Origin of the sequence: Staphylococcus sp. ZWU0021 (assembly GCF_000798895.1) — a bacterium.
GTDB lineage: Bacteria > Bacillota > Bacilli > Staphylococcales > Staphylococcaceae > Staphylococcus > Staphylococcus saprophyticus.
This window is the reverse complement of record NZ_JTLN01000034.1, coordinates 137,102-157,307: the sequence shown is the minus strand read 5'-3', so window position 1 is coordinate 157,307 and position 20,206 is coordinate 137,102. Positions and strand designations below refer to the sequence as shown.

The 20,206-nt window shown below is 33.5% G+C and carries 21 protein-coding genes; 8 read left to right on the top strand and 13 right to left on the bottom strand.

The features are described 5' to 3' along the window. Positions 1–488: 488 nt before the first annotated feature. Genes L987_RS12810 through L987_RS13990 form a run of 3 tightly spaced genes read left to right on the top strand, consistent with a single transcriptional unit; the run spans position 489 to position 1,096 of the window. Positions 489–695 (top strand): hypothetical protein, encoded by a 207-nt coding sequence (locus L987_RS12810; RefSeq protein ID WP_047505223.1) that lies wholly within the window; start codon positions 489–491, stop codon positions 693–695. 24 nt (positions 696–719) lie between these two features. Then, positions 720–959 carry a hypothetical protein gene (locus L987_RS12805; protein ID WP_047505220.1) on the top strand — a complete coding sequence of 80 codons (240 nt, stop codon included), beginning with the start codon at positions 720–722 and terminating at the stop codon, positions 957–959. Next, a complete protein-coding gene (locus L987_RS13990; protein WP_162835602.1) occupies positions 956–1,096 on the top strand; it encodes a hypothetical protein in 141 nt (46 codons plus the stop codon). The genes L987_RS12805 and L987_RS13990 overlap by 4 nt, the downstream gene beginning before the upstream one ends. Positions 1,097–1,217: 121 nt before the next feature. On the opposite strand, the gene rpsR is transcribed toward L987_RS13990, so the two are convergent. Genes rpsR through rpsF form a run of 3 tightly spaced genes read right to left on the bottom strand, consistent with a single transcriptional unit; the run spans position 1,218 to position 2,346 of the window. Beyond that, on the bottom strand, positions 1,218–1,460 hold the full coding sequence (gene rpsR / locus L987_RS12800) for a 30S ribosomal protein S18 (RefSeq protein ID WP_002484306.1): 243 nt from the start codon (positions 1,458–1,460) through the stop codon (positions 1,218–1,220). Positions 1,461–1,509: 49 nt separating this feature from the next. Beyond that, on the bottom strand, positions 1,510–2,022 hold the full coding sequence (gene ssb / locus L987_RS12795; protein WP_002484307.1) for a single-stranded DNA-binding protein: 513 nt from the start codon (positions 2,020–2,022) through the stop codon (positions 1,510–1,512). An 18-nt stretch (positions 2,023–2,040) separates the two neighbouring features. Beyond that, entirely contained in the window at positions 2,041–2,346 is a 306-nt protein-coding gene (rpsF, locus tag L987_RS12790) for a 30S ribosomal protein S6 (protein WP_002484308.1), read from the bottom strand. A 421-nt stretch (positions 2,347–2,767) separates the two neighbouring features. Here rpsF and L987_RS12785 point away from each other — a divergent pair, with 421 nt between their 5' ends. Further along, a complete protein-coding gene (locus L987_RS12785; protein WP_047505216.1) occupies positions 2,768–3,574 on the top strand; it encodes a GH25 family lysozyme in 807 nt (268 codons plus the stop codon). A 162-nt stretch (positions 3,575–3,736) separates the two neighbouring features. Here L987_RS12785 and ychF read toward each other — a convergent pair whose 3' ends face one another. The 6 genes from ychF to L987_RS12755 form a co-directional block, all read right to left on the bottom strand. Beyond that, positions 3,737–4,834 (bottom strand): redox-regulated ATPase YchF, encoded by a 1,098-nt coding sequence (ychF, locus tag L987_RS12780; RefSeq protein WP_047505213.1) that lies wholly within the window; start codon positions 4,832–4,834, stop codon positions 3,737–3,739. After that, the gene (locus L987_RS12775; RefSeq protein WP_002484311.1) at positions 4,834–5,049 is read right to left on the bottom strand and encodes a DUF951 domain-containing protein; all 216 of its coding nucleotides are present in this window, start codon (positions 5,047–5,049) and stop codon (positions 4,834–4,836) included. Before L987_RS12775 ends, ychF begins: the two co-directional genes overlap by 1 nt. Positions 5,050–5,077: 28 nt before the next feature. Beyond that, the gene (locus L987_RS12770; RefSeq protein ID WP_047505210.1) at positions 5,078–5,956 is read right to left on the bottom strand and encodes a mechanosensitive ion channel family protein; all 879 of its coding nucleotides are present in this window, start codon (positions 5,954–5,956) and stop codon (positions 5,078–5,080) included. Between the two features lie 1,187 nt (positions 5,957–7,143). Beyond that, the gene (locus tag L987_RS12765; protein WP_002484313.1) at positions 7,144–7,512 is read right to left on the bottom strand and encodes a DUF2294 domain-containing protein; all 369 of its coding nucleotides are present in this window, start codon (positions 7,510–7,512) and stop codon (positions 7,144–7,146) included. Between the two features lie 162 nt (positions 7,513–7,674). Then, positions 7,675–10,329, bottom strand: a complete 2,655-nt coding sequence (locus tag L987_RS12760; RefSeq protein WP_047505205.1) for a DUF2309 domain-containing protein — start codon at positions 10,327–10,329, stop codon at positions 7,675–7,677. Between the two features lies 1 nt (position 10,330). Next, complete coding sequence (locus tag L987_RS12755; protein ID WP_011303971.1) at positions 10,331–11,860, bottom strand: NADH dehydrogenase subunit 5; 1,530 nt, start codon at positions 11,858–11,860, stop codon at positions 10,331–10,333. Between the two features lie 564 nt (positions 11,861–12,424). Between L987_RS12755 and L987_RS12750 the strand changes: the two genes are divergently transcribed. Both L987_RS12750 and L987_RS12745 read left to right on the top strand, forming a co-directional pair. Beyond that, positions 12,425–13,177 (top strand): threonine/serine exporter family protein, encoded by a 753-nt coding sequence (locus L987_RS12750; protein WP_047505203.1) that lies wholly within the window; start codon positions 12,425–12,427, stop codon positions 13,175–13,177. A 12-nt stretch (positions 13,178–13,189) separates the two neighbouring features. After that, the gene (locus tag L987_RS12745; protein WP_047505200.1) at positions 13,190–13,648 is read left to right on the top strand and encodes a threonine/serine exporter family protein; all 459 of its coding nucleotides are present in this window, start codon (positions 13,190–13,192) and stop codon (positions 13,646–13,648) included. Positions 13,649–13,839: 191 nt separating this feature from the next. On the opposite strand, the gene arsB is transcribed toward L987_RS12745, so the two are convergent. Both arsB and L987_RS12735 read right to left on the bottom strand, forming a co-directional pair. Next, positions 13,840–15,132, bottom strand: a complete 1,293-nt coding sequence (gene arsB / locus L987_RS12740) for an arsenite efflux transporter membrane subunit ArsB (protein ID WP_164971848.1) — start codon at positions 15,130–15,132, stop codon at positions 13,840–13,842. After that, positions 15,132–15,446, bottom strand: a complete 315-nt coding sequence (locus L987_RS12735; protein ID WP_011303975.1) for an ArsR/SmtB family transcription factor — start codon at positions 15,444–15,446, stop codon at positions 15,132–15,134. The genes arsB and L987_RS12735 overlap by 1 nt, the downstream gene beginning before the upstream one ends. 213 nt (positions 15,447–15,659) lie before the next feature. Here L987_RS12735 and L987_RS12730 point away from each other — a divergent pair, with 213 nt between their 5' ends. Continuing rightward, positions 15,660–16,760, top strand: coding sequence for a helix-turn-helix domain-containing protein (locus L987_RS12730; protein WP_052191014.1), 1,101 nt, complete (start codon positions 15,660–15,662; stop codon positions 16,758–16,760). Between the two features lie 180 nt (positions 16,761–16,940). Here L987_RS12730 and L987_RS12725 read toward each other — a convergent pair whose 3' ends face one another. Then, positions 16,941–17,405: a DUF805 domain-containing protein gene (locus L987_RS12725; protein ID WP_011303978.1), complete on the bottom strand. Its 465-nt coding sequence runs from the start codon at positions 17,403–17,405 to the stop codon at positions 16,941–16,943. Between the two features lie 280 nt (positions 17,406–17,685). On the opposite strand from L987_RS12725, the gene L987_RS12720 reads away from it, so the two are divergent. Then, on the top strand, positions 17,686–18,297 hold the full coding sequence (locus L987_RS12720) for a YIP1 family protein (RefSeq protein WP_047505197.1): 612 nt from the start codon (positions 17,686–17,688) through the stop codon (positions 18,295–18,297). Between the two features lie 68 nt (positions 18,298–18,365). Here the strand turns inward: L987_RS12720 and mbcS are convergent, their stop codons facing one another. Further along, complete coding sequence (gene mbcS, locus L987_RS12715) at positions 18,366–19,937, bottom strand: acyl-CoA synthetase MbcS (protein ID WP_011303980.1); 1,572 nt, start codon at positions 19,935–19,937, stop codon at positions 18,366–18,368. Positions 19,938–20,206: the final 269 nt, after the last annotated feature.

Sequence of the window (20,206 nt, the reverse complement as noted above, 5' to 3'; positions counted from 1 at the left end):
TGAGATATTGCTATATAGATAAAAAGTATTACTTTTCATCTCGTTCACAATAAATAGTTTTTATGCTACGCTTACAAAAAAGAAGCTTTGCTATGAGTTTACCAGTCGCTATTGTCTTAGGTATCATGTTTGTACCTATCTACGCTTTTTTTGGGTGTTTATATTCCGATGGGAAAATAACAGAAGAGTTAAACGTAACAATTTCGAACCAATGACTAAGAAATCATTCTATGTTCTTTTGTTAGTTCATGCAGTATCCGCTATTCTTATGGTGATTTCTGCAATTTATATAAGTTATTTTAGTTAAATTAAAATGACATACATAAAAAGGAGTTTTAATTTGGATATACTCATCGGATTACTTATTAAAACAATAGATATTATTGTGAGCATAGTTAGCATTTTCGAACGAAAAACATCAAAGCTATTGAGTAAATTGTCTAAAAGTAAAGATAAGACAAAGGGGTAAAATTTAAGGAGGGTTTAAAATGAATAAAGCAATAATTGCCCATCACACGCTTAATATTGTATTAATGATCATTCTAATAATAGTAAATCATTTTAATGTTTTAAGCTTACCAGTTTCAATTATACTAGCCATTTCAATTACAATTAATGCCGCTTTATTAATCAGAGCAAACAGAAAGAAAATTGAAAATGATGGCGTTACTATAGATGACTATAAGAAAAAATAATATAACTTAGATTGGAGAGATATCATGAAACATAAAAGTACTATGCCGAATTCTAAATTGATGACAACTACATTCCCAATTACCGTTTTATTACATTTATTCTTCATTGTTCTATCGATTTATAATATATTCATTAAAGATAGTACAATCGCTATATCGCTCTCTATATTTAGTTTAATCATTTTCACTTCTATGTTAACACTTACAATTAATGCATATATAAACTACAAAAGACAAAATAATTGGATTGGAGAAATCACATGAAGGTTGGTAGTTACAAAATTGATGAGTTTTATCTAATCATGATTGGTGGATTTTTAGTAACTCCTATTTTTGTACCATTCATGCTAATTTCAGTAGTCATAATGGTTATTATTGGGTTAGAGAAAGAAGAAGATTAATAGTTAAAAATTGTTTTCATTTAAATTCTTTGCATCATATTTTTCATACCTTTCCCAATTCTCAAACCAAAAAAATAACCCCGTAGGTATATGCCTACGGGGTTTTCAGATACAATATCTATTATTGTTCTTCTTTAACATATGGTAATAATGCCATATGACGAGAACGTTTAATAGCTAATGTCAACATACGTTGATATTTAGCTGAAGTACCTGTTACACGACGTGGTAAAATTTTACCACGTTCTGAGATAAAACGTTTTAATAATTCTGTATCTTTATAGTCGATGTGTGTAATTCCGTTTGCTGTGAAATAACAAACTTTTTTACGACGACGTCCGCCTCTTCTTGGTCCACCTGCCATGGTAACTGCCTCCTTTTAAGAAATTTTCATTTTTATATGTTCTATATAATTAGAATGGTAAGTCATCATCACTAATATCAATTGGTCCGTTTGCATTTGCAAATGGGTTATCAGATTGATTATTGTTTGATGAATTATTGTTGTTATTACTTTGATAAGATGACGTATTTTGTCCTGATTGTTGTCCGCCAAAGTTTTGGAAATTATTGTTATTTCCTTCTTGACCATGACGTTGGTTTTGATTTTTAGGTTCAAGGAATTGAACACTATCACAAACTACTTCAGTCACAAATATACGACGACCTTCTTGGTTTTCATAGCTACGTGATTGAATGCGACCGTCAACGCCAGCTAAACTACCTTTAAATAAGTAGTTGTTAACATTCTCTGCTTGTTTTCTAAAAACGACACAGTTAATGAAATCCGCTTCGCGTTCCCCTTGCGCATTTGTAAACGTACGATTTACTGCTAGAGTAAAAGTCGCAACACTCACGCCTGAGGGTGTTGTTCTATATTCTGGATCTTTAGTTAAACGACCGACTAAAACAACTCTATTTATCATTTAAGCGACCCCCATCTATTATTTTCTAGTTTTATCTTCGTCTTCACGAATTACGATATAACGGATTACATCGTCAGAAATTTTAGCTAAACGTTGGAATTCGTCAGTAGCTTCGTTATCAGCTGTTTGGATACGTACGATATTGTAGTAACCTTCACTGAAATCGTTAATTTCATAAGCTAAACGGCGTTTACCCCAGTCTTTAGCTTCTAAAACTTCTGAACCGTGAGAAGCTAAAATTCCGTTGAAACGTTCAACGACTGCTTTTTTAGCATCTTCTTCGATATTCGGACGAACGATGTACATAACTTCATATGTTCTCATTGTATAATTGCACCTCCTTGTGGTCTATGCGGCTCATCATCAAATGTGATAAGCAAGGAATAATTTTCATTACTCACAATCAAGAATTATAGCACATGCCTTTACATTTTACAATGGGTTTACCACGTTATAGCACGTTAAATTTCATAGTTGTTTCATATGAAACATTATGACATATAGCCATTCATGATATCTACCAAAGCATTCAAGTTAAATAAACATGACATCTTCTACGATTATATTTTCAAATTAAATCATTATTCAAATACTAATTAATATCAATAAAATTTAAATATATTTTAAGTTAAGGTTGAAAAGTATATTTAATTCTAATAGCATATCATCTATATTATTTTTTGATGTCATATTTACTATTTTTCAAAATAAATTTCAATAATCTACATAGATAAAGGGGATGCTTATGTTTTCAAAATTCAAAAAAGGCTTACTTGCAGGAAGTATATTTTTTGCATCAACAGTCATTATCAATACAACTTACGCCTCCGATAACCCTTCTAACCAAAAAGGTACAATGGGTTATGGCTATCAACAATATTTAGAAAAGCATCCAGATAAAGCCTCTCAACAAAAACAAGAAAGTGGCTCTAAATCCATGCAAGCCGAATCTGGAACAACGCAATCTGGTGAACGTGTGTTGGATATTTCTGAATGGCAAGGTGAGTTAACGACACAAGAAGTCAAAGACTTAAAAGAGAATTATGATTTCATTATTATAAGAGCTCAATATGGCTCAGAAAAAGTGGATGCTGCATTAGAGCACAATTCTGCTTTATTAGATAAAAACGGTTTAGACTTTGGTGTATATTCCTATAGTATGTATGAAAATCCTGACGACGCAAGATACGAGGCGCAGACACTTTACAATCGTGCTCCAAAAGCGAGTTTCTATATCAACGATTTTGAAGAAAATACTGTAACTTCTGGTACGCCTGAAGAAAGCACAGACGCTTGGTATGATGAAATGAAAGGATTAGCTGGCGATAAAAAAGTATTATTTTATTCTTATGAAAATTTCATGGTAGAAAATGCTTCTAATTCTGTAGGTCAATATGATGGTTACTGGTTGGCAAATTATAATCCAGGTCAACCTACACGTGAACACGTCCTCTGGCAATATACAGATAGCTATGCATCTCCTGAATTAAATCAAGATGTTGATGCAAATTATGTAGGACCTGGTGTTGAAACATCTTGGTTCACTTCGTAAAAATTTTAACCTTGATGTTATTTTAAAAGTGCGTTTTCTTTATCAACGCTGTACTTCTATTTTTAACATCTCAAATTGAAGCACACCGCATGTCACTAACATTAATATATAGATTAGAAAAAACCCCTCATTACTCGTTGTAATGAGGGGTTGCTTTGTATCTTATACATTAAATCTAAAGTGTACAACGTCTCCGTCTTTCATAATATATTCTTTACCTTCTAGGCGTTGTTTTCCTGCTTCTTTAGCGCCATTCTCACCATCGAATGCCACGTAATCGTCATAGCTCGTTACTTCGGCACGAATAAAACCTCGCTCAAAGTCTGTATGAATGATACCCGCACATTGTGGTGCTGTCATGCCTTTAATAAACGTCCAAGCGCGCACTTCTTGTACACCGGCTGTAAAGTATGTTGCCAAACCTAGCAAGTCATAAGTTGTACGGATTAAACGATCTAAACCTGGCTCTTCAATGCCTAAGTCCTCTAAGAACATTTCGCGATCTTCATCTTCTAAGACAGCAATCTCTTCTTCAATTTTTGCGCTAATGACAATCACTTCTGAATCTTCTTTTGCTGCATATTCACGAATCAGTTTTACTTTTTCATTATCGTCATCGCCGATTTCATCTTCACCGACGTTAGCAATATAAAGCATTTTTTTAGATGTTAACAACTGCGCTTGGTCGATGAATTTTTGATCTTCTTCTGTGAATTCCAGACTTCTTACTGGATTGCCTTCTTCTAAAGCTTCTTTAATTCTTGATAAAATACGTGTTTCATTAACCGCATCTTTATCTTTTTGGCGAGCCATTTTTTCCACTTTTGGTAAACGTTTGTCAACAGATTCTAAATCCGCTAACACCAATTCCATGTTAATGACTTCAATGTCATCAATTGGATCTACACGACCTGAAACATGCGTTACATTATCATCGTCAAATGCACGAACGACTTGGCAAATCGCATCTACTTCACGAATGTGAGATAGGAATTTGTTACCTAGCCCTTCACCTTTTGAAGCGCCTTTAACAATACCTGCAATATCCGTAAATTCAAATGTTGTTGGAATTGTCTTTTTAGGTTGTACCATCTTCGTTAAAACATCTAATCTGCTATCTGGCACTTCGACAATCCCTACGTTCGGATCTATCGTAGCGAACGGATAGTTTGCTGCTAAAGCACCTGCTTTTGTAATTGCATTGAAAAGTGTCGATTTACCTACGTTGGGCAATCCAACAATACCTGCTGTTAAAGCCATTATTCATTCTCCTTATTATCAGTATCTTGTTGGGATACTAGTATTTTTTTAATTTTTTTATTAAAAGTTTGTCTTGGAATCATGATACTTCTTTGACAATTTTCACATTTTATTCGGATGTCAGCACCTACACGAATGATTTTAAAACGATTCGTGCCACATGCGTGTTGTTTTTTCATTTCTACAATATCATTTAAACCGTAATTGGATGTCATTCTGTAACACCTCCGACCGTCTTAATCATTATTTTTGCTGGTTCGCATCGTACTGTACCATCGTTGGCTGTGGTGTTTTAATTTCTTTAAGTTTAAATAATTTCAAGATTTCTTTTCTTAAAATACGCCCACCTGACGCACCTTCGCCTGGAATTGTCTCTGCAGACACACTCAATACGATTTCGTTATTTGTAATCGAATTAACACCTACTACTTCTGGTGTCGAGATAAATAAGTAATATTTAGATCTAATAGATTCAAAATATGTCGTCAGTACTTCTTCCACATGATCAATGTCTTCTGAAATAGATACTGGAATTTCAACAATTGCCTCACCATTTATAACTGAATAATTGGTAATTTCCCCAACACTCCCATTCGGTAGCGTTGTTAATTCACCTGTAATGGTATTAATGCGCATTGATCTTAAACCAATCGATTTCACTGTGCCTTCTGCCACGGAAGAACCACTATTACTAATTTTAACATAATCCCCAACATCAAACTGATTTTCGAAAATAATGAAGAAACCTGTAATAATATCTTTAACAACAGTTTGAGCACCAAAACCTACTGCAAGACCAACGACACCCGCACTGGCAATAATGCCACCTACGCTTATACCGAATTTACTTAAAATGGTCGTCAGTACTATAAACCATACCACATAGGATACTACATTTTGAACTAATGATATCAAAGTTTTCGAACGCTTTTTATTCCCACTTTTGCCTTTATTTTGAAATTTAAAGAACTGCGCAATCGCTTTATTCACAAAGCGCAAAATAATCCATGCCGCGACAACGTATACAATAATCATAATCAGATTAGATAGTAAAGCTTGATACGTTTCCGGCTTTGTTAAAGGTTCTATAATTGAATATAGGATACTTTTAATTTGACCCAACCATATTCCCTCCTAATATAAGTCTCTTTATCACTGTATTATACTCATTTTAGCAATGAAACAAATCCAACTTGCGCTTTAGTATACAAAAATGAACAAGTGGACGCATTGCTTATGCTTATATAAAGTTTAACCTTTTCTAGTTTATTAAAAATATAGGCTTTAGCAAAGTATTTTAGCAATGCTAGATACATTTTTTAATTTTTATACTTAAAAAAAGACAAAAGAAAAAGAACCATAATTAAAAATTATGATTCTTTAACACCCAATTAGTGATATTACTATATTAAACCTATATAATTCAAGTCTTTTTAATTAATTTATAACTCCTATAAGATTTAAACGCATTCATTCAAATATCCTGAGGACTACATTAATTTTATTATATTTAATGACCCGCACTCATGAACTGAAATAATCAAATTAAATATAATTGAATTTTAATAAATATATAATATTAATATTCTAGCATTATTTTTATACATCTAGGAATTTTGTTACAAAAAAATATTAAATTGTTATAATATTCAAATAAAGGAGGTGTGTCGTATGCTAGCTAACTTAGTAGAACAAACTCTTTCTTTAATCCTAGACCAAATTGAATAACGCACAAGTTGTCACGTACAATTTATGAAGGAGGGGTTTTAATGATTGAAAACATTATTGAACTCATTTTCAAGTCGCTTTTAAAATAATTTGAGCACTGCTTTACATGAATCCTTTCGTTGTCGTTGTTGTGCACCAAACCTAAACTACATACATGATGAGCGTCCTTTACGCATGTTAAGAACACAAACTCAAACTGTATTTAGTTTACAACCTAATAATTGATTTTGAGCACGATTTGAGCACGATTGTTATATCTTAATAAAAGAATCTTAATTAAAGATTATGATGCTTTAACACCCAAATTTATATGATAAGTAATTACTTTAATGTATTGCACTTTCTAACATTTATGAGTAATGAACCAAGCGCACATACTGTCCCTTACAACGGTATGTGCGTGTTTTTTATCTTATATTACTTATACTGTCTCTGCAGCCCTTTAAAATTGAAAATACTGATAATACAAATGCCTTTGCTGATTACCCGACGCCATGCGCATTCCATGTAAAAAACACACATCATTTATCCTCATATTTCAATAAATGACATGTGTATTTTCGGTTTCATGTTTGTTTCCATTATTCAATAATTTGTTTTTCTAAATCATTATGCAATTTAAAAATGATAATTCTTTCACCTGTTCTAGAACTTAAATCTGTATGAAAACTTTTCACTTTTTCGCCTGTTATAGACAGCACGATTTCATCAAGCGCTTCAATACCAGATTCAACCAGTTTAGAACGTGTTTTTTTTATAGTTAACAAACCTTCATTCGTTTCACACACTTTGTACTCTGCTTGAGTCAATACGCCATGTAAACTCACAATAATCATGTCACGTAATATATCCGTTTTAACTGACAGAGAGCCGCGGCCAAGGAAGTCTTTTTCCCATTGGGTAATTGCTTTGCTGATTTCAGACTCATAGCGACCTTTGGTCATTTTCATAAAATATGCATCTCCTGTAGAACTAAAATTAGAAATTCATTTTAACAAAGATAACAGTACCATTTTTTAATCACTTTCTCCATAGTTCTGTCATATTCCCTAGGAAATAACATTGGTTGTCATACGTTAACAAATGCTATGATCCATCATGCTCAGTTCGCATTAACTAAATTTTTTAACTTCGTTTGACCATTCATGCCAGTGATTGTCTTCGTCAACACTTGCTAAACGAACCCAACCATGCATGACTTTCTGCTTAAATGTTTCATCATTTTCTAATAACCGACTAATAAAGGCTTGTGGTGCTTGGATTACAACAACTAATCTAATCGGTGAATGATACATCTTATTATCTGCTGACATCACGGATTGCCATGGTAAACCGGTCAATAAATCACTTGCATTACCTTGCATCACGCCGATACCTGCAGTCACTGATTGTGTTGTTTTACTACCACTTCCGTAATAGTGCGGCGCAACTGTAGATGCGTAATATTGTAAGTTAATCCATTGCGCTACAAGTGCTGGACCCGCAATAATATTTTCTAAAATAGTGCCATTTTCATCGTTTTTCCAATTATAATTATGCAAAAATGCTCTTCCTGCTAAATCACTCTGTTTAGTTAATTCACGCTGACCAATGATAAACGCTGCATTTTTAGCTAGACCCCATTCTGGTCTAATTTCACTCCAATCATTCGTTAATCGATACACTTCATGATTCGGATTGCGATTAGTTAAATTATTATTCGGCAATTGAGAGAGGCGTTTTTTATTTGCTTGATAACTAATTTTTGGCATGGCCGCTTCAATATTTTCATATGCATTACGTGCCGCTTCTGTAAGTTCAGGTACGTAAATCCATGTCAATGTATCAATAGAAGTTTGATGTTCTGCAGCAGCGAAGATTGTCGTCTCAGGAATAGCTACACCTTCTTGCAACAAACCTTGTCTCACTTCTGGCAAATTACATAACTGCGCCAATACTTTTGCATTAAAACCACTCGCCGCACCACCACATGCACCACAATCTAATGACGCTGCATAGGGATTATTGGCACTCTGACTTCCATGTCCACACATGACAACTAACGGTGCGAAATCGTCTGTTAAGTCCATTAGTTTAAGTGCTTGTAGAGCGTAGTTCACTTTTTCTTCATCTGTAAAACCAACCGGCAAATCATCTTCCAAATGTATGTGGCGATGATTGTGCTGATGTTGTGGTTCATAATTTAAAGTCAATGCAGTATCATTGGGTTTCTTTAACCAACTTGTATAAAATTTTCGAATAACACTGCCAACACTTTTCGGTATAAAACTACGTGTAAACATTTGTAGCGATAACCACGGACCACTTAATTCTGGTAATAGTAAGCTAGGCAAGACATTTTGTTTCATTTTTTTAAATGTATACGTCACTGATTCTAATGCATGTTTACGTTGTTGGAATGCATTAGGCTCGTGCTCATGAGTATATTCTTTAATTTTATGCTGTGGCTGGTTCATTACAGGTAATGATGGATGACTATACTTTTTACCCAGTTCCGCTTTTTCGATTGGTAAACCGAAAAATCCAGCTATACCAATAGTTTCAAATGGACCATTAGCTTCAATGTGCTTCCTAAACGGTTCAGAACGCACATCAATACAAAATGCCATTTGTACTAATGTTTGTGATTGTTGTTCATCCTCAACGCTTGATTTCGGTCCGATCATTGCTTTCAATTGTTGATTATAAGTAGCTTCCCAAGCGTCTAACCATAATTTTCTACAAAATTGTTCATTGAATCGATACGCAAATTGAATATGTGCTTGTTGTGCTTCGATAGATAGAGCTTTCCAAGATTGAATTGAAAAATTGCCCCACTGGATCCATGATGCAATCAGCTCTTCTTTATTCATATCATTTAAATCTTCAGGCTGTGATACAGGCAAATATGGCTCAACAATTGCCCATTCCATAGCAATACGGATAGCAAGATAAGAAAAAAGTAAGTCATGCACTTTGTGATTATGTTCATCTTGCCATAGCATCATGCCAGCCCAACCAGGTAAAGATAGTAAGTGATTTTCTAAATATGTTTGCGCGTCTGCCTCTGAGATATTTAAATAGCTTAATGCTTGTTGCATTAAATCCTCTGCCTCATTAGGTAATGATTTTAAACGTGCGCGTTGATCTTTGGTTAACGCAGGATCATACGCTACTAATCTACGCCAAGCATAGAATAATCCCTTGTCACGATTTGGCATTGTCCATCCAGATTGTGCATCATCAATATATAATTTACACCACTTAATCGTATGGTAATCCACCGTATCAATCAGTCGTTCATTTTTTTCATCTAAAATGTAGGTACTCTTTAACGGTACAGTATTTTCAGATTCAAATTTGACCTGTTCATTTAAATCACTAGCTAACGCTTCTAGCTGCGATTTAATATCCGTAGGTGTTTCCAACGTCTCCAATTTCAATGCGTTACGGCCATATTGCGCTGCATTTTCTCTTGGAATCTTTAATGCTGTATCATTTAACCATTGTTGAAAAAATTGTTCTACATACGCATCATCAATTTCGCCTTTTTGATTGGCTTCCAAAATGGTCATTCGTGCAGGATACATATCTACTTTGCGCGTTTCTTTTAGCCAATGGGCAATTTCATCAAATGATTTATGTTCTAGCCTTGCCCACGGACTTCTAGCAGCGAACACTGAAATAGGTGACAATGGTACGATTACGTTACTCGCACGTGTAACTTTATCATGTATATCATCAATATATGTCGACGCTTGCGTTGATTCTATCTTTGATACGCCCATTTTAATGCCCTCCTTTAGATAAATATGATTTCAAATAATTAGGGTGTCGTTCTACTGATTCAAGTTTCGCATCACCTAAGCGTACAATCCACATGTATAATATCGAGAATGCTTTTGACGAACGATTACGTGCTACCCAAGTACTCATCAAACTACCAAATAGCAATAATACTGCAACTATCACTACTGCAAACATTGGTGGTTGTGCGCTATGGAATGTGATTGTATGTAAAGCACCACTGAAAAAGTGATGTACAATATAATAGACTGCACCAACCACAATGAGTACAAACAAGCCCATCATGCGACCAAATCGACCTTCTCCAAACGCAACAAGTTGTGTCCATGATACTGATAACGACCATGCTAAAATCAAACCACTTACTAGTCGATAACCCTGTTCTGGCGCTGATAACCAAAAGCCTAACCCGATTGCGATTGCAAGACCTCGACCAATTAGAATCCATAGATAAGACATGCGTTCATTAACTCGGCTTGGAACGTTAAAATGACGCACCGCTGAACCAGAACGTAAGAATAACGTCGCTTTAAACAAACCGTGCAATATTAAGTGAATGATTGCAGGAATGTAGGCACCTAATGCACACTGAATTAACATAAAGCCCATTTGACCAATCGTTGATCCAACAAGTAATCGTTTATAATCAACATGCACTAAACTGATACCCGCACCAATTAAAACAGATACACTTGCAAACACAAGTAAGACCATCGTTGCGATGTCACCATTAAATAGTGGTGAAAAACGTGTCAGCATAATACCACCCGCATTAACAATTCCCGCGTGCATGATTGCTGATACCGGTGTAGGTGCTGCTACAGATTCAATCAACCATCTTTGGAATGGCCACTGTGCAGCTGGTACCATAACCGCTAATATAATTAATATATTGATTCCAAATTTTGACCAAGCATTGATCTGCGCTAAATTACTCTCTGTAAATATAGCAGTGTAATGCCATTCTCCTGTTATTAAGCCGATCCAAACAACAGCGATTGCTAAAGCTATCCAACCTAAGAAGAACAACTTACCTGTCACAATTGCTGCGGCTCTAGTAACTCTCCAAGCACTCGTCAAACTAATTAAAAGTGTTAGCCCTATTAAAGTACAACCCCAGCTTATAACCATTATGCGGATGTCACCAGTTAACCATGCCATTGCCGCAAAACTTGTCGTCAATGTAAATAACATGAAATATTTTCGATAGCTTCTATCTCCTGCTAAATATCGTATACAATAGCGTTGAATAATTAATCCAATAAATAAAACAAAAAATGCCATTAACCAAGCTAAAATATCTAAATACCACAAACCAGCTTCAACCTGATTTGAAGTAAATAGGAGTCCGATAAATGCTAGCAACGGTGGTAAAGCAACGATACAAATATGTATGCGCACATAAGCAACTGGAATACGTTTATTTAAAAATATAATTCCGCTCAGTGCAGCAATAATAATGGTGATGAAAAAGATAGTTAACAGTATAGATGCATTAAACGATGTAAGCATTTCAGATTCTCCTTTGTAAGATATAATGTAGTGCAGACTACTTAATTACATGATAGGTTGCGTAGCACACCACAAAAAAGCCGACAATATATAATAAACCCTGAACGATTCATTACCATTGCCGGCTTCATAACAACGCACTTTTTTAAATCTAAAGTGTTTTGCTTTGCTACCTAATATATAATTTCATGTTTTTAAATTTAACAATAAAAGTTTTACTTCACGCAATATGTCGTATGATTTGAACTTTTAACTCTTATTCGTCCACTTTTTCAATTTGCCAATATTTCTATTAACATCTTGCTAAAGCCGTAATATCAATTAAAGCGCGTCCTTCAACGACTATATTTATTTTTATTTAATATTACTAATATATAATCATTATTCGTCATTGTCAAGAATAGCTATATTCATTCATACTGATAATAAGTGGAAAATACATAAAATAATAGAAACAAATAACTTTTTTTAATATAATCAATATATATTTATCCGATTATTATTATCGACTATTCTTGTATTACGAATGATAACTTTACCTATGACGCATTTGGAGGTGTAAACATGGAGCATGCTCAAGATAAAATCACTATGCGTGTGATTTTACTTGCAGGGAAAATATTATTATCTTCAGGCGCGGAGATTTCTCGTATAGAAGATACAATGAAACGAATCGCACAATGTATGGGCTACCATAATAGTCAGGGTTATGTGATTAATATTTTCATCAATTTTTCCCTAAGTGAAAATCATGATACACGCATTATCAGGATCAACAAAAATACCACAAACTTGTTAAAAATATTTCAAGTCAATTCTATTTCACGTCAGTTAGCCAGTAATCAAATTTCAATTACCCAGGCCTTCGATCGCCTAAATCATATTGAACAAGCGACACTTAGTATTAAATTGTGGAAGAAGTGTTTAGCTGCAGGTGTGATATCACTCAGTTTTTTATATTTACAGGGCGGGAATTTTCAAAATATTGTGATTACATTTATTGCTGGGTTACTTGGTTTTCTAATCGTTGAATGTATGCAAAGTAAATCTACGACCATGTTCATACCAGAATTCGTTGCATCTTTCGTTATTGGCGTCATTGTCCTGCTAGGTAGTCAACTATTCAACATTCATCAAACGATAGGACCATCCTTGATTGCTTCTATTATGCCGATTGTGCCAGGTGTCTTAATTACCACAGCCATTCAAGACTTATTTAGCAGACACATGTTAATATTTACAGCCAAATTTTTAGAAGCGCTCGTTATCGCATTCGCTATAGGATCTGGCATTTCTATTGCTTATTTACTATTTTAGGAGGCGTATATCATGACCTTAATCTATGCATTCTTGTTTAGCTTTACTGCCTCTTACTTTTTCGCAGTAATATATGATGCGCCTAAAAATTTATTCTTTGCTGCTGGATTAGCAGGTGCATCAGGATATCTTATTAGTTTTATATTAAATGACCTATTACAAATTGATAGTATCTATTCTAGTTTGCTTGGCAGTTTAACTTTAGGTGTGATGAGTCATATCATGAGTCGAATCCTTAAATCTCCTGTAGTCATTTTTATGATTCCCGGTATCATCCCTTTAGTGCCTGGTAGTTTAGCCTATAAAGCGATGCAACAATTGGTAACATTAAACTTTACTGAAGCTAACAATACGTTTATTAGAACTATCCTTATCGCGGGATCCATCGCCTTAGGCTTACTGCTGTCTGATCAATTATCAAAAACATTGAATATTAAAAAATACTGGAAAGTAAAACGTAATCGTTTATAATACGTGAAAAATCCCCTTGCTATTTGAAATAGCAAGGGGCAAAACGTATGACGGTATAATTGATAATGTTGCATTGTAATTTTTCTATATTTAGTTAAAAATTCAAGTTATACTATTCGTTCTGACTATCATATGTCTTTTTAAATCCTGATTATTCTAAACCTGGCTATCAATGCAGATCGCAATAAAGTTTAAAATAATATGAGCGTAAGGTATAAACCGACAAGTGTTACAAATAATACTGGAATCGTAATTATAATACCTGTTTTAAAATACGTTCCCCATGAAATTTTGACCCCTTTTTGAGTCAATACATGCAACCAAAGCAATGTTGCCAACGAACCGATTGGTGTGATTTTAGGACCTAAATCTGACCCAATCACATTGGCGTAGATCATACCTTCTTTAATTATCCCTGTTACATTGGACTGGCCAATCGCAATAGCATCAATAAGTACGGTCGGTAAATTATTCATGACTGATGATAGAAATGCGGCTATAAAGCCCATGCCTAGAACGCTACTAAACAGGCCATAGTTTGAAATATTAGATAAAGTATCAGCTAAAATGGTTGTAATACCCACATTCTTCAATCCAAATACTACTAAATACATACCAATAGAAAATAACACGATATTCCATGGTGCGCCTTTAATAACTTGCTTCGTATGTACAGCATGTGATTTGCGAGCCAACAATACAAAGATTAAAGCAACCATACCTGCGACAATCGATACAGGTATTTGAACAAATTCACTTATAAGATAACCTACGAGTAAAATTGCTAATACAATCCACGATATTTTAAATAATTTTTCATCTTTAATCGCATTTTTAGGTGTTTGGAGATTTTCTGTATGAAACGTTTTAGGTATTGATTTTCTGAAATATATCCAAAGCACTACAATACTCGCGACGAGCGCGAATAGATTAGGAATCATCATTCGACTTAAGTATTCAACAAAGCCAATATCAAAATAATCTGCCGAAACAATATTAACTAAATTACTTACAATGAATGGCAATGACGTTGTATCTGCGATGAATCCACTTGCAATAATAAATGGAAATATCACTTTTTTATTAAAACCTAGATTTCGCACCATAGCGAGTACAATTGGCGTTAAGATTAATGCTGCGCCATCATTAGCAAAAAATGCTGCAACCACTGCACCAAGTAACATAATAAACACAAACATTTTCAACCCATTACCTTTAGAAGCCCTCACCATATGTATCGCTGACCATTCAAAAAATCCAATTTCATCTAATATTAATGAAATAAGGATAACCGCCACAAATGTTAATGTGGCATTCCATACAATACCTGTTACTTCTAACACATCTGAAAAACGAACAACCCCTGTAATTAATGCAAGGATAGCACCGACTAGTGCTGTAATACCGATATCTAATCCTTTAGGTTGCCAGATAACAAACGTTAACGTTAATAAAAAAATGACAATTGCCAAAATAGTCATCATTAACATTCACCTGATTTCATATTTTTACATACACATTCTTGATTAGACGTGTGAATCACGTTTAAATTTTGCTGAATTGATTCTAATAATGTGTGGTTAAGTTGGTACATATGTTTATTGCCCACTTTACGTGTCGTAACTAAGTCATTCGCTACCAATAATTTCATATGGTGACTTAATGTAGGCTGAGAAAATTGAAAGTGTTCTAATAAATCACACGCACATAGTTCACCACAAGAAAGTAAATCTAATATTTCTAATCTACTTGGATCTGACAAGATTTTTAACATAGATGACAATACTTTATAAGACATTATATACCTCCTAGACAATACATAGACTAACATCTATATAGATTGGTGTCTATATTGTGTTGATTATCTCTATAAAAATCACTTATTTGCTTATCTTAACTATCATATAAAAAATTAGTTTCTTATGCAGAAACTTTGTTTCTTTATGTTGATATATAAGCAATATACCTTATTAAAAATTTCTAGTAACATTAAATACGAGAGGTGTTAATAATGATTCAAATATCTAAAACAATAAAAAAAGAACGCTTAAGACTTGGTATGACCCAAGAAGCATTGTCTGAATATCTTAATACAACCAAAACTACTATTTCTAAGTGGGAAAGCGAAATACTTTATCCCGATATTACGATACTTCCCAAATTAGCAAAATTATTTAATATTTCAGTAGATGATTTACTTAATTATAGTATCACTATGACAGATGAAGAAATTAAAAAGATCTCTATATCTCTTTCTAAAATGGTTAATCACACGAGTTATTCTGAATACCTATTTTCTGTTAGAGACTATTATCTTAATTATTGTGATGAATTTAAATTTCTTAATTCATTGTTAGGCATTTTAGCAAATAATATTTTATATTGTGAGAATGAAACACAAATAAAAGAAACTACCGCCTTAGCGCATGAAATAATCAAAATTACAGAAGATAATTCAAACTCTATTTACTTAAAAAGACATGCACAAGGATATCAAACTTTAATGTATATGTTTGAAGGTGATTACTCAGCAGTTATAGAAAATACGCCAGATTTTGATTTAAAAATTGGTGAAAATGCAACATTAACATTAGCTTATGTACAAAATGGAAACCAAACAAAAGCTAAAAATGTAATTCAAACAGATATGTATCAGTCTTTAATGATTTATATGCATGATTTCGCTTTAATGCTTATCTATGATTTACATACTGTTCCAATAGAATCATTAGAATCAAAACTTTATCATTTAAATCAAGCATTTAATGTAGATTATTTATATCCCCATCTAAGTATTAATTGCTATCATAAATTAGCTTTATATTATATAAAAAAAGATACTGATATAGCTATTAATTATTTGGAAAAATATTGCCAATGCTTTGATTACTTAGTTGTTGATTTTGTATATCAAAAAGATGAATTTTTTGAAGGCATTGATGAATGGCTAAATACATTACCCCTAGAAGGACGACTACCTGCCAATTATGAAAACACATTGAATATTATCTGTGCAAGAATCTTGGAAAACGAAAATTTTGTTACTTTAGATAATTTTGGATATATAAAAAAGAAACTACTTAGAATTTATAACAAAAAGGATGAAGGATAATTGATACACAAAAAAGGTCTATAGAAAATATGCTCTCTTTACTTTCTTTATCCCATTTACGCTTTTTCTTGTTGTTGAACATCATAAAAACCTCTTTCAGTAATTGAATTTTGTGATACTAACGTTTCATGCTTCGTATCACTTTCAATGCTTACGTGAAACAAACGACATCATAAAATGTTATTCAACTGCTTTAGGGTTTACACCATATTGATTTGTTTCTTTTTGACCGCTTGTACAACAAACTGCTAATGAAACAATTAAAATCACAATGTACACGACTCCAAAAATAACAGCAATAACTGTTAATGCAGAATTATCGAGTGTTGGAATATCTGAATTTATAAATTCACTAAAATCATTAATAACCGCAATTAGAAAAATGATAATGGGTATTAGCATCGTCATACCAACATCGTGAAACCTTCTAACTGTAACAGTGAACATAGCGACTAGGATTAATATATACACAATCCAACCAACAGTATCTTCTATTATTGCTGGAATTGGTAATAAGAAAAAAATGATTTCAAGCATTATATTAATTAGGATATTCATTAAAAAAGGATACCAAAATTCCTTACGCCTCGCTCTACCTTTGATATTAAGTGCATTGATCCAAAATAATTTGTAATAATGTATCAACCCATTGCTCCCTTAATTATGATTTGAATAAATAAACTGACTACTTGCTTCACTTAAACCATAACACGATAACACAATAAAAAACATAATTAATCTCATGTTTTTATTAATTAATTTATTATAATCACATATAACAAGCCACTTTTACTATAGTCCTATATTTTCTTTTTCATCTTTATTATTATATATTAATTATTCAAAAATACTTATTATAGTATTTTAAAATATTGTGACACATGTTATGCTTTTGAAAACGCTATAAATAGGAGGCACTATACATATGGAATCATCTAATTTACCTTTAGCGCAACATTTTTCTAGTTTACGTGAAAAACCCACTTGGGGTTTAAAACTTATTATTGCAATCGTTATCGTCGCGTTATCAGCTACGATTGTTGCATTAACTACGGACTTCAAACAAAATTTCGAAGATGCTGGATTAAGTGGACAACAGCTTGACCAATCACTTGAATTCGCAAAAATTATCGGTGTTGTTAGTGGTGTGATTGGCTCTATCCTTACGATTGGTGTTACTTTTGTAATCATTTTAATTATCTCTAAAATCATGAAATCAGATGCTAGTGCTAAATCTATTTTTTCTGCAACTTTAAGTTATACGATTATTACCAGTACCATCGCACTCATTGTTGTTCTTATACAATGGATTGCAGGACTATCAGTCACAGATTATTCAATTACCAGCCTAAATATCTTTGATAAGGGTAATCCTATACTTCGCGTGTTTGACTTACAAACGCTTATCAGTGCTTATGTTTTAGGAATCTTGTTTTTTGCAACAAGTCGTTTCTCTAAGAAATCGTCCATTATTTGGTCTATTGTTTATCTTGTCGTAGTTATCGGTTTCTCACTCTTAGGCGCTGCCTTCCAATAATTTTTAACCATAGAAACATCAAATCCCCTCACTACAATTGTAGTGAAGGGATTTTTTAGTATCATAGATTATTTATTTTGTTCTGCTTCTCTTAATTCAATACGTCTAATTTTACCTGAGTTTGTCTTAGGTAAGTCTTCAACAAATTCGATAGCACGTGGATATTTATAAGGTGCTACATCTTGTTTCACATAATTTTGTAATGTCTTAACCGTTTCATCCGTTGCTGGCACATCATCTTGTAAAATCACGAATGCTTTGACGATATTACCTCTGATTTCATGTGGACTCGCAACGACTGCGCATTCTTTCACATATTCGTGTTTTGTCAGAGAATCTTCCACTTCGAATGGCCCAATCGTATAACCAGAACTGATGATAATATCATCTTTACGTCCCTCAAACCAGAAGTAACCATCTGCATCTAATTTAGCTAAGTCACCTGTAATATAATATTCACCTTTTCTAGGTTCCGCTGTACGTTCCGGATCTTTATAGTAACCTTTGAACAGTGCAGGTAAGTCTAACGGCACTGCAATATTACCTACTTCACCTACTTCGGCAAGTTCACCTTCATCATTGATTACTGTAACATGACTGCCAGGAATTGCTTTGCCCATAGAACCAGGACGACTTTCTGTATCTTTTAAGAACCCAATTAATAATGTACTTTCTGTTTGTCCATAACCATCTCTCACTGTAAGGTTGAAACGATTTTGGAATTTTTCAACGACTTCTCTATTAAGTGGTTCTCCTGCTGACACTGCGCTATGCAAATGTTCTAAATTATAATCAGTCAGATTAGGTAACTTCGCCATCAAGCGATATTCTGTTGGTGTACAGCAAAGTACATTAATTTGATAATTTTGCAGTAATTCTAAATATTTTTCTGCATTAAACTTGCCGTTATAAACAAAAGCCGTTGCACCTGAACCCATAATAGATAAGAAAGGACTCCATACCCATTTTTGCCAGCCTGGTGCAGCAGTTGCCCAAACAACATCATCTTCTTTAATACTTAACCAATGTTTCGGCGCCATTTGCATATGTGCATAGCCCCAACCGTGTGAATGAACAACCGCTTTAGGATTACCTGTAGTTCCAGAAGTATATGACAGTAAGGCGATATCATCTCTAGACGTCTCAACAGTGTTTAATTGATCTGAAACTGTTGTTTTTTCATCTTCAACAGCATACCAATCCGCTTCTTGACCGCCGACAATAAATTTCGTAAGCGATGCGTATTCTTTTACCGCTTTAAATTCATCTATACTATCTGAAGTTACGACGATGGCCTTCACTTCGCCATGCGTAATTCTATATTGTAAGTCTTTAGTACGTAACATTTCTGAACTAGGAATAATAACGAGGCCTAATTTCAATGCTGCGAGATAAATTTCATATGTTTCAATGCAACGCGGCATCATCACCAAGACTTTGTCACCTTTTTGTAGTCCATGTTTTAAAAACATATTTCCGACTTTATTAGCGTGCTTAATTAATTGTTTATATGTGATTTCTTTTGTTTCGCCACCCGCGTCTTCAAAAATCACTGCTTTCTTCATTGCATCAGTCGCAAATTTTTCAATTTCGCTGACAATATTATATTGCTCAGGGGCGATTAAATCTTTTTTATCCATTGTCTATTAACTCTCCTTCGGTTCTATATCTATATTGATTAAAAACTCCTAATATTTCATTTAAATATTCTAGTCCATTGTCATCATAATTTTATTATCTTTGCATGTAAAAAAATATGATTACGGCTACTCAGTAATGAATACTTTCCTATTATAATACAACTACAACTAATTTTGAAAATATTCTGAATTTTAAAAGTAATGTCATGCCTGATGTGCCAACTAAAATCTCTGAATGATAACTTTGACATTTGCCTCACATCTCATGT

Excerpts from the sequence above, each read along its gene's own strand:
- L987_RS12810 (WP_047505223.1), top strand. The coding sequence starts at position 489 with ATGAATAAAGCAATAATTGCCCATCACACGCTTAATATTGTATTAATG.
- L987_RS12805 (WP_047505220.1), top strand. The coding sequence starts at position 720 with ATGAAACATAAAAGTACTATGCCGAATTCTAAATTGATGACAACTACA.
- L987_RS13990 (WP_162835602.1), top strand. The coding sequence starts at position 956 with ATGAAGGTTGGTAGTTACAAAATTGATGAGTTTTATCTAATCATGATT.
- rpsR (WP_002484306.1), bottom strand. The coding sequence starts at position 1,460 with ATGGCAGGTGGACCAAGAAGAGGCGGACGTCGTCGTAAAAAAGTTTGT.
- ssb (WP_002484307.1), bottom strand. The coding sequence starts at position 2,022 with ATGATAAATAGAGTTGTTTTAGTCGGTCGTTTAACTAAAGATCCAGAA.
- rpsF (WP_002484308.1), bottom strand. The coding sequence starts at position 2,346 with ATGAGAACATATGAAGTTATGTACATCGTTCGTCCGAATATCGAAGAA.
- L987_RS12785 (WP_047505216.1), top strand. The coding sequence starts at position 2,768 with ATGTTTTCAAAATTCAAAAAAGGCTTACTTGCAGGAAGTATATTTTTT.
- ychF (WP_047505213.1), bottom strand. The coding sequence starts at position 4,834 with ATGGCTTTAACAGCAGGTATTGTTGGATTGCCCAACGTAGGTAAATCG.
- L987_RS12775 (WP_002484311.1), bottom strand. The coding sequence starts at position 5,049 with ATGACATCCAATTACGGTTTAAATGATATTGTAGAAATGAAAAAACAA.
- L987_RS12765 (WP_002484313.1), bottom strand. The coding sequence starts at position 7,512 with ATGAAAATGACCAAAGGTCGCTATGAGTCTGAAATCAGCAAAGCAATT.
- L987_RS12760 (WP_047505205.1), bottom strand. The coding sequence starts at position 10,329 with ATGGGCGTATCAAAGATAGAATCAACGCAAGCGTCGACATATATTGAT.
- L987_RS12755 (WP_011303971.1), bottom strand. The coding sequence starts at position 11,860 with ATGCTTACATCGTTTAATGCATCTATACTGTTAACTATCTTTTTCATC.
- L987_RS12750 (WP_047505203.1), top strand. The coding sequence starts at position 12,425 with ATGGAGCATGCTCAAGATAAAATCACTATGCGTGTGATTTTACTTGCA.
- L987_RS12745 (WP_047505200.1), top strand. The coding sequence starts at position 13,190 with ATGACCTTAATCTATGCATTCTTGTTTAGCTTTACTGCCTCTTACTTT.
- arsB (WP_164971848.1), bottom strand. The coding sequence starts at position 15,132 with ATGATGACTATTTTGGCAATTGTCATTTTTTTATTAACGTTAACGTTT.
- L987_RS12735 (WP_011303975.1), bottom strand. The coding sequence starts at position 15,446 with ATGTCTTATAAAGTATTGTCATCTATGTTAAAAATCTTGTCAGATCCA.
- L987_RS12730 (WP_052191014.1), top strand. The coding sequence starts at position 15,660 with ATGATTCAAATATCTAAAACAATAAAAAAAGAACGCTTAAGACTTGGT.
- L987_RS12720 (WP_047505197.1), top strand. The coding sequence starts at position 17,686 with ATGGAATCATCTAATTTACCTTTAGCGCAACATTTTTCTAGTTTACGT.
- mbcS (WP_011303980.1), bottom strand. The coding sequence starts at position 19,937 with ATGGATAAAAAAGATTTAATCGCCCCTGAGCAATATAATATTGTCAGC.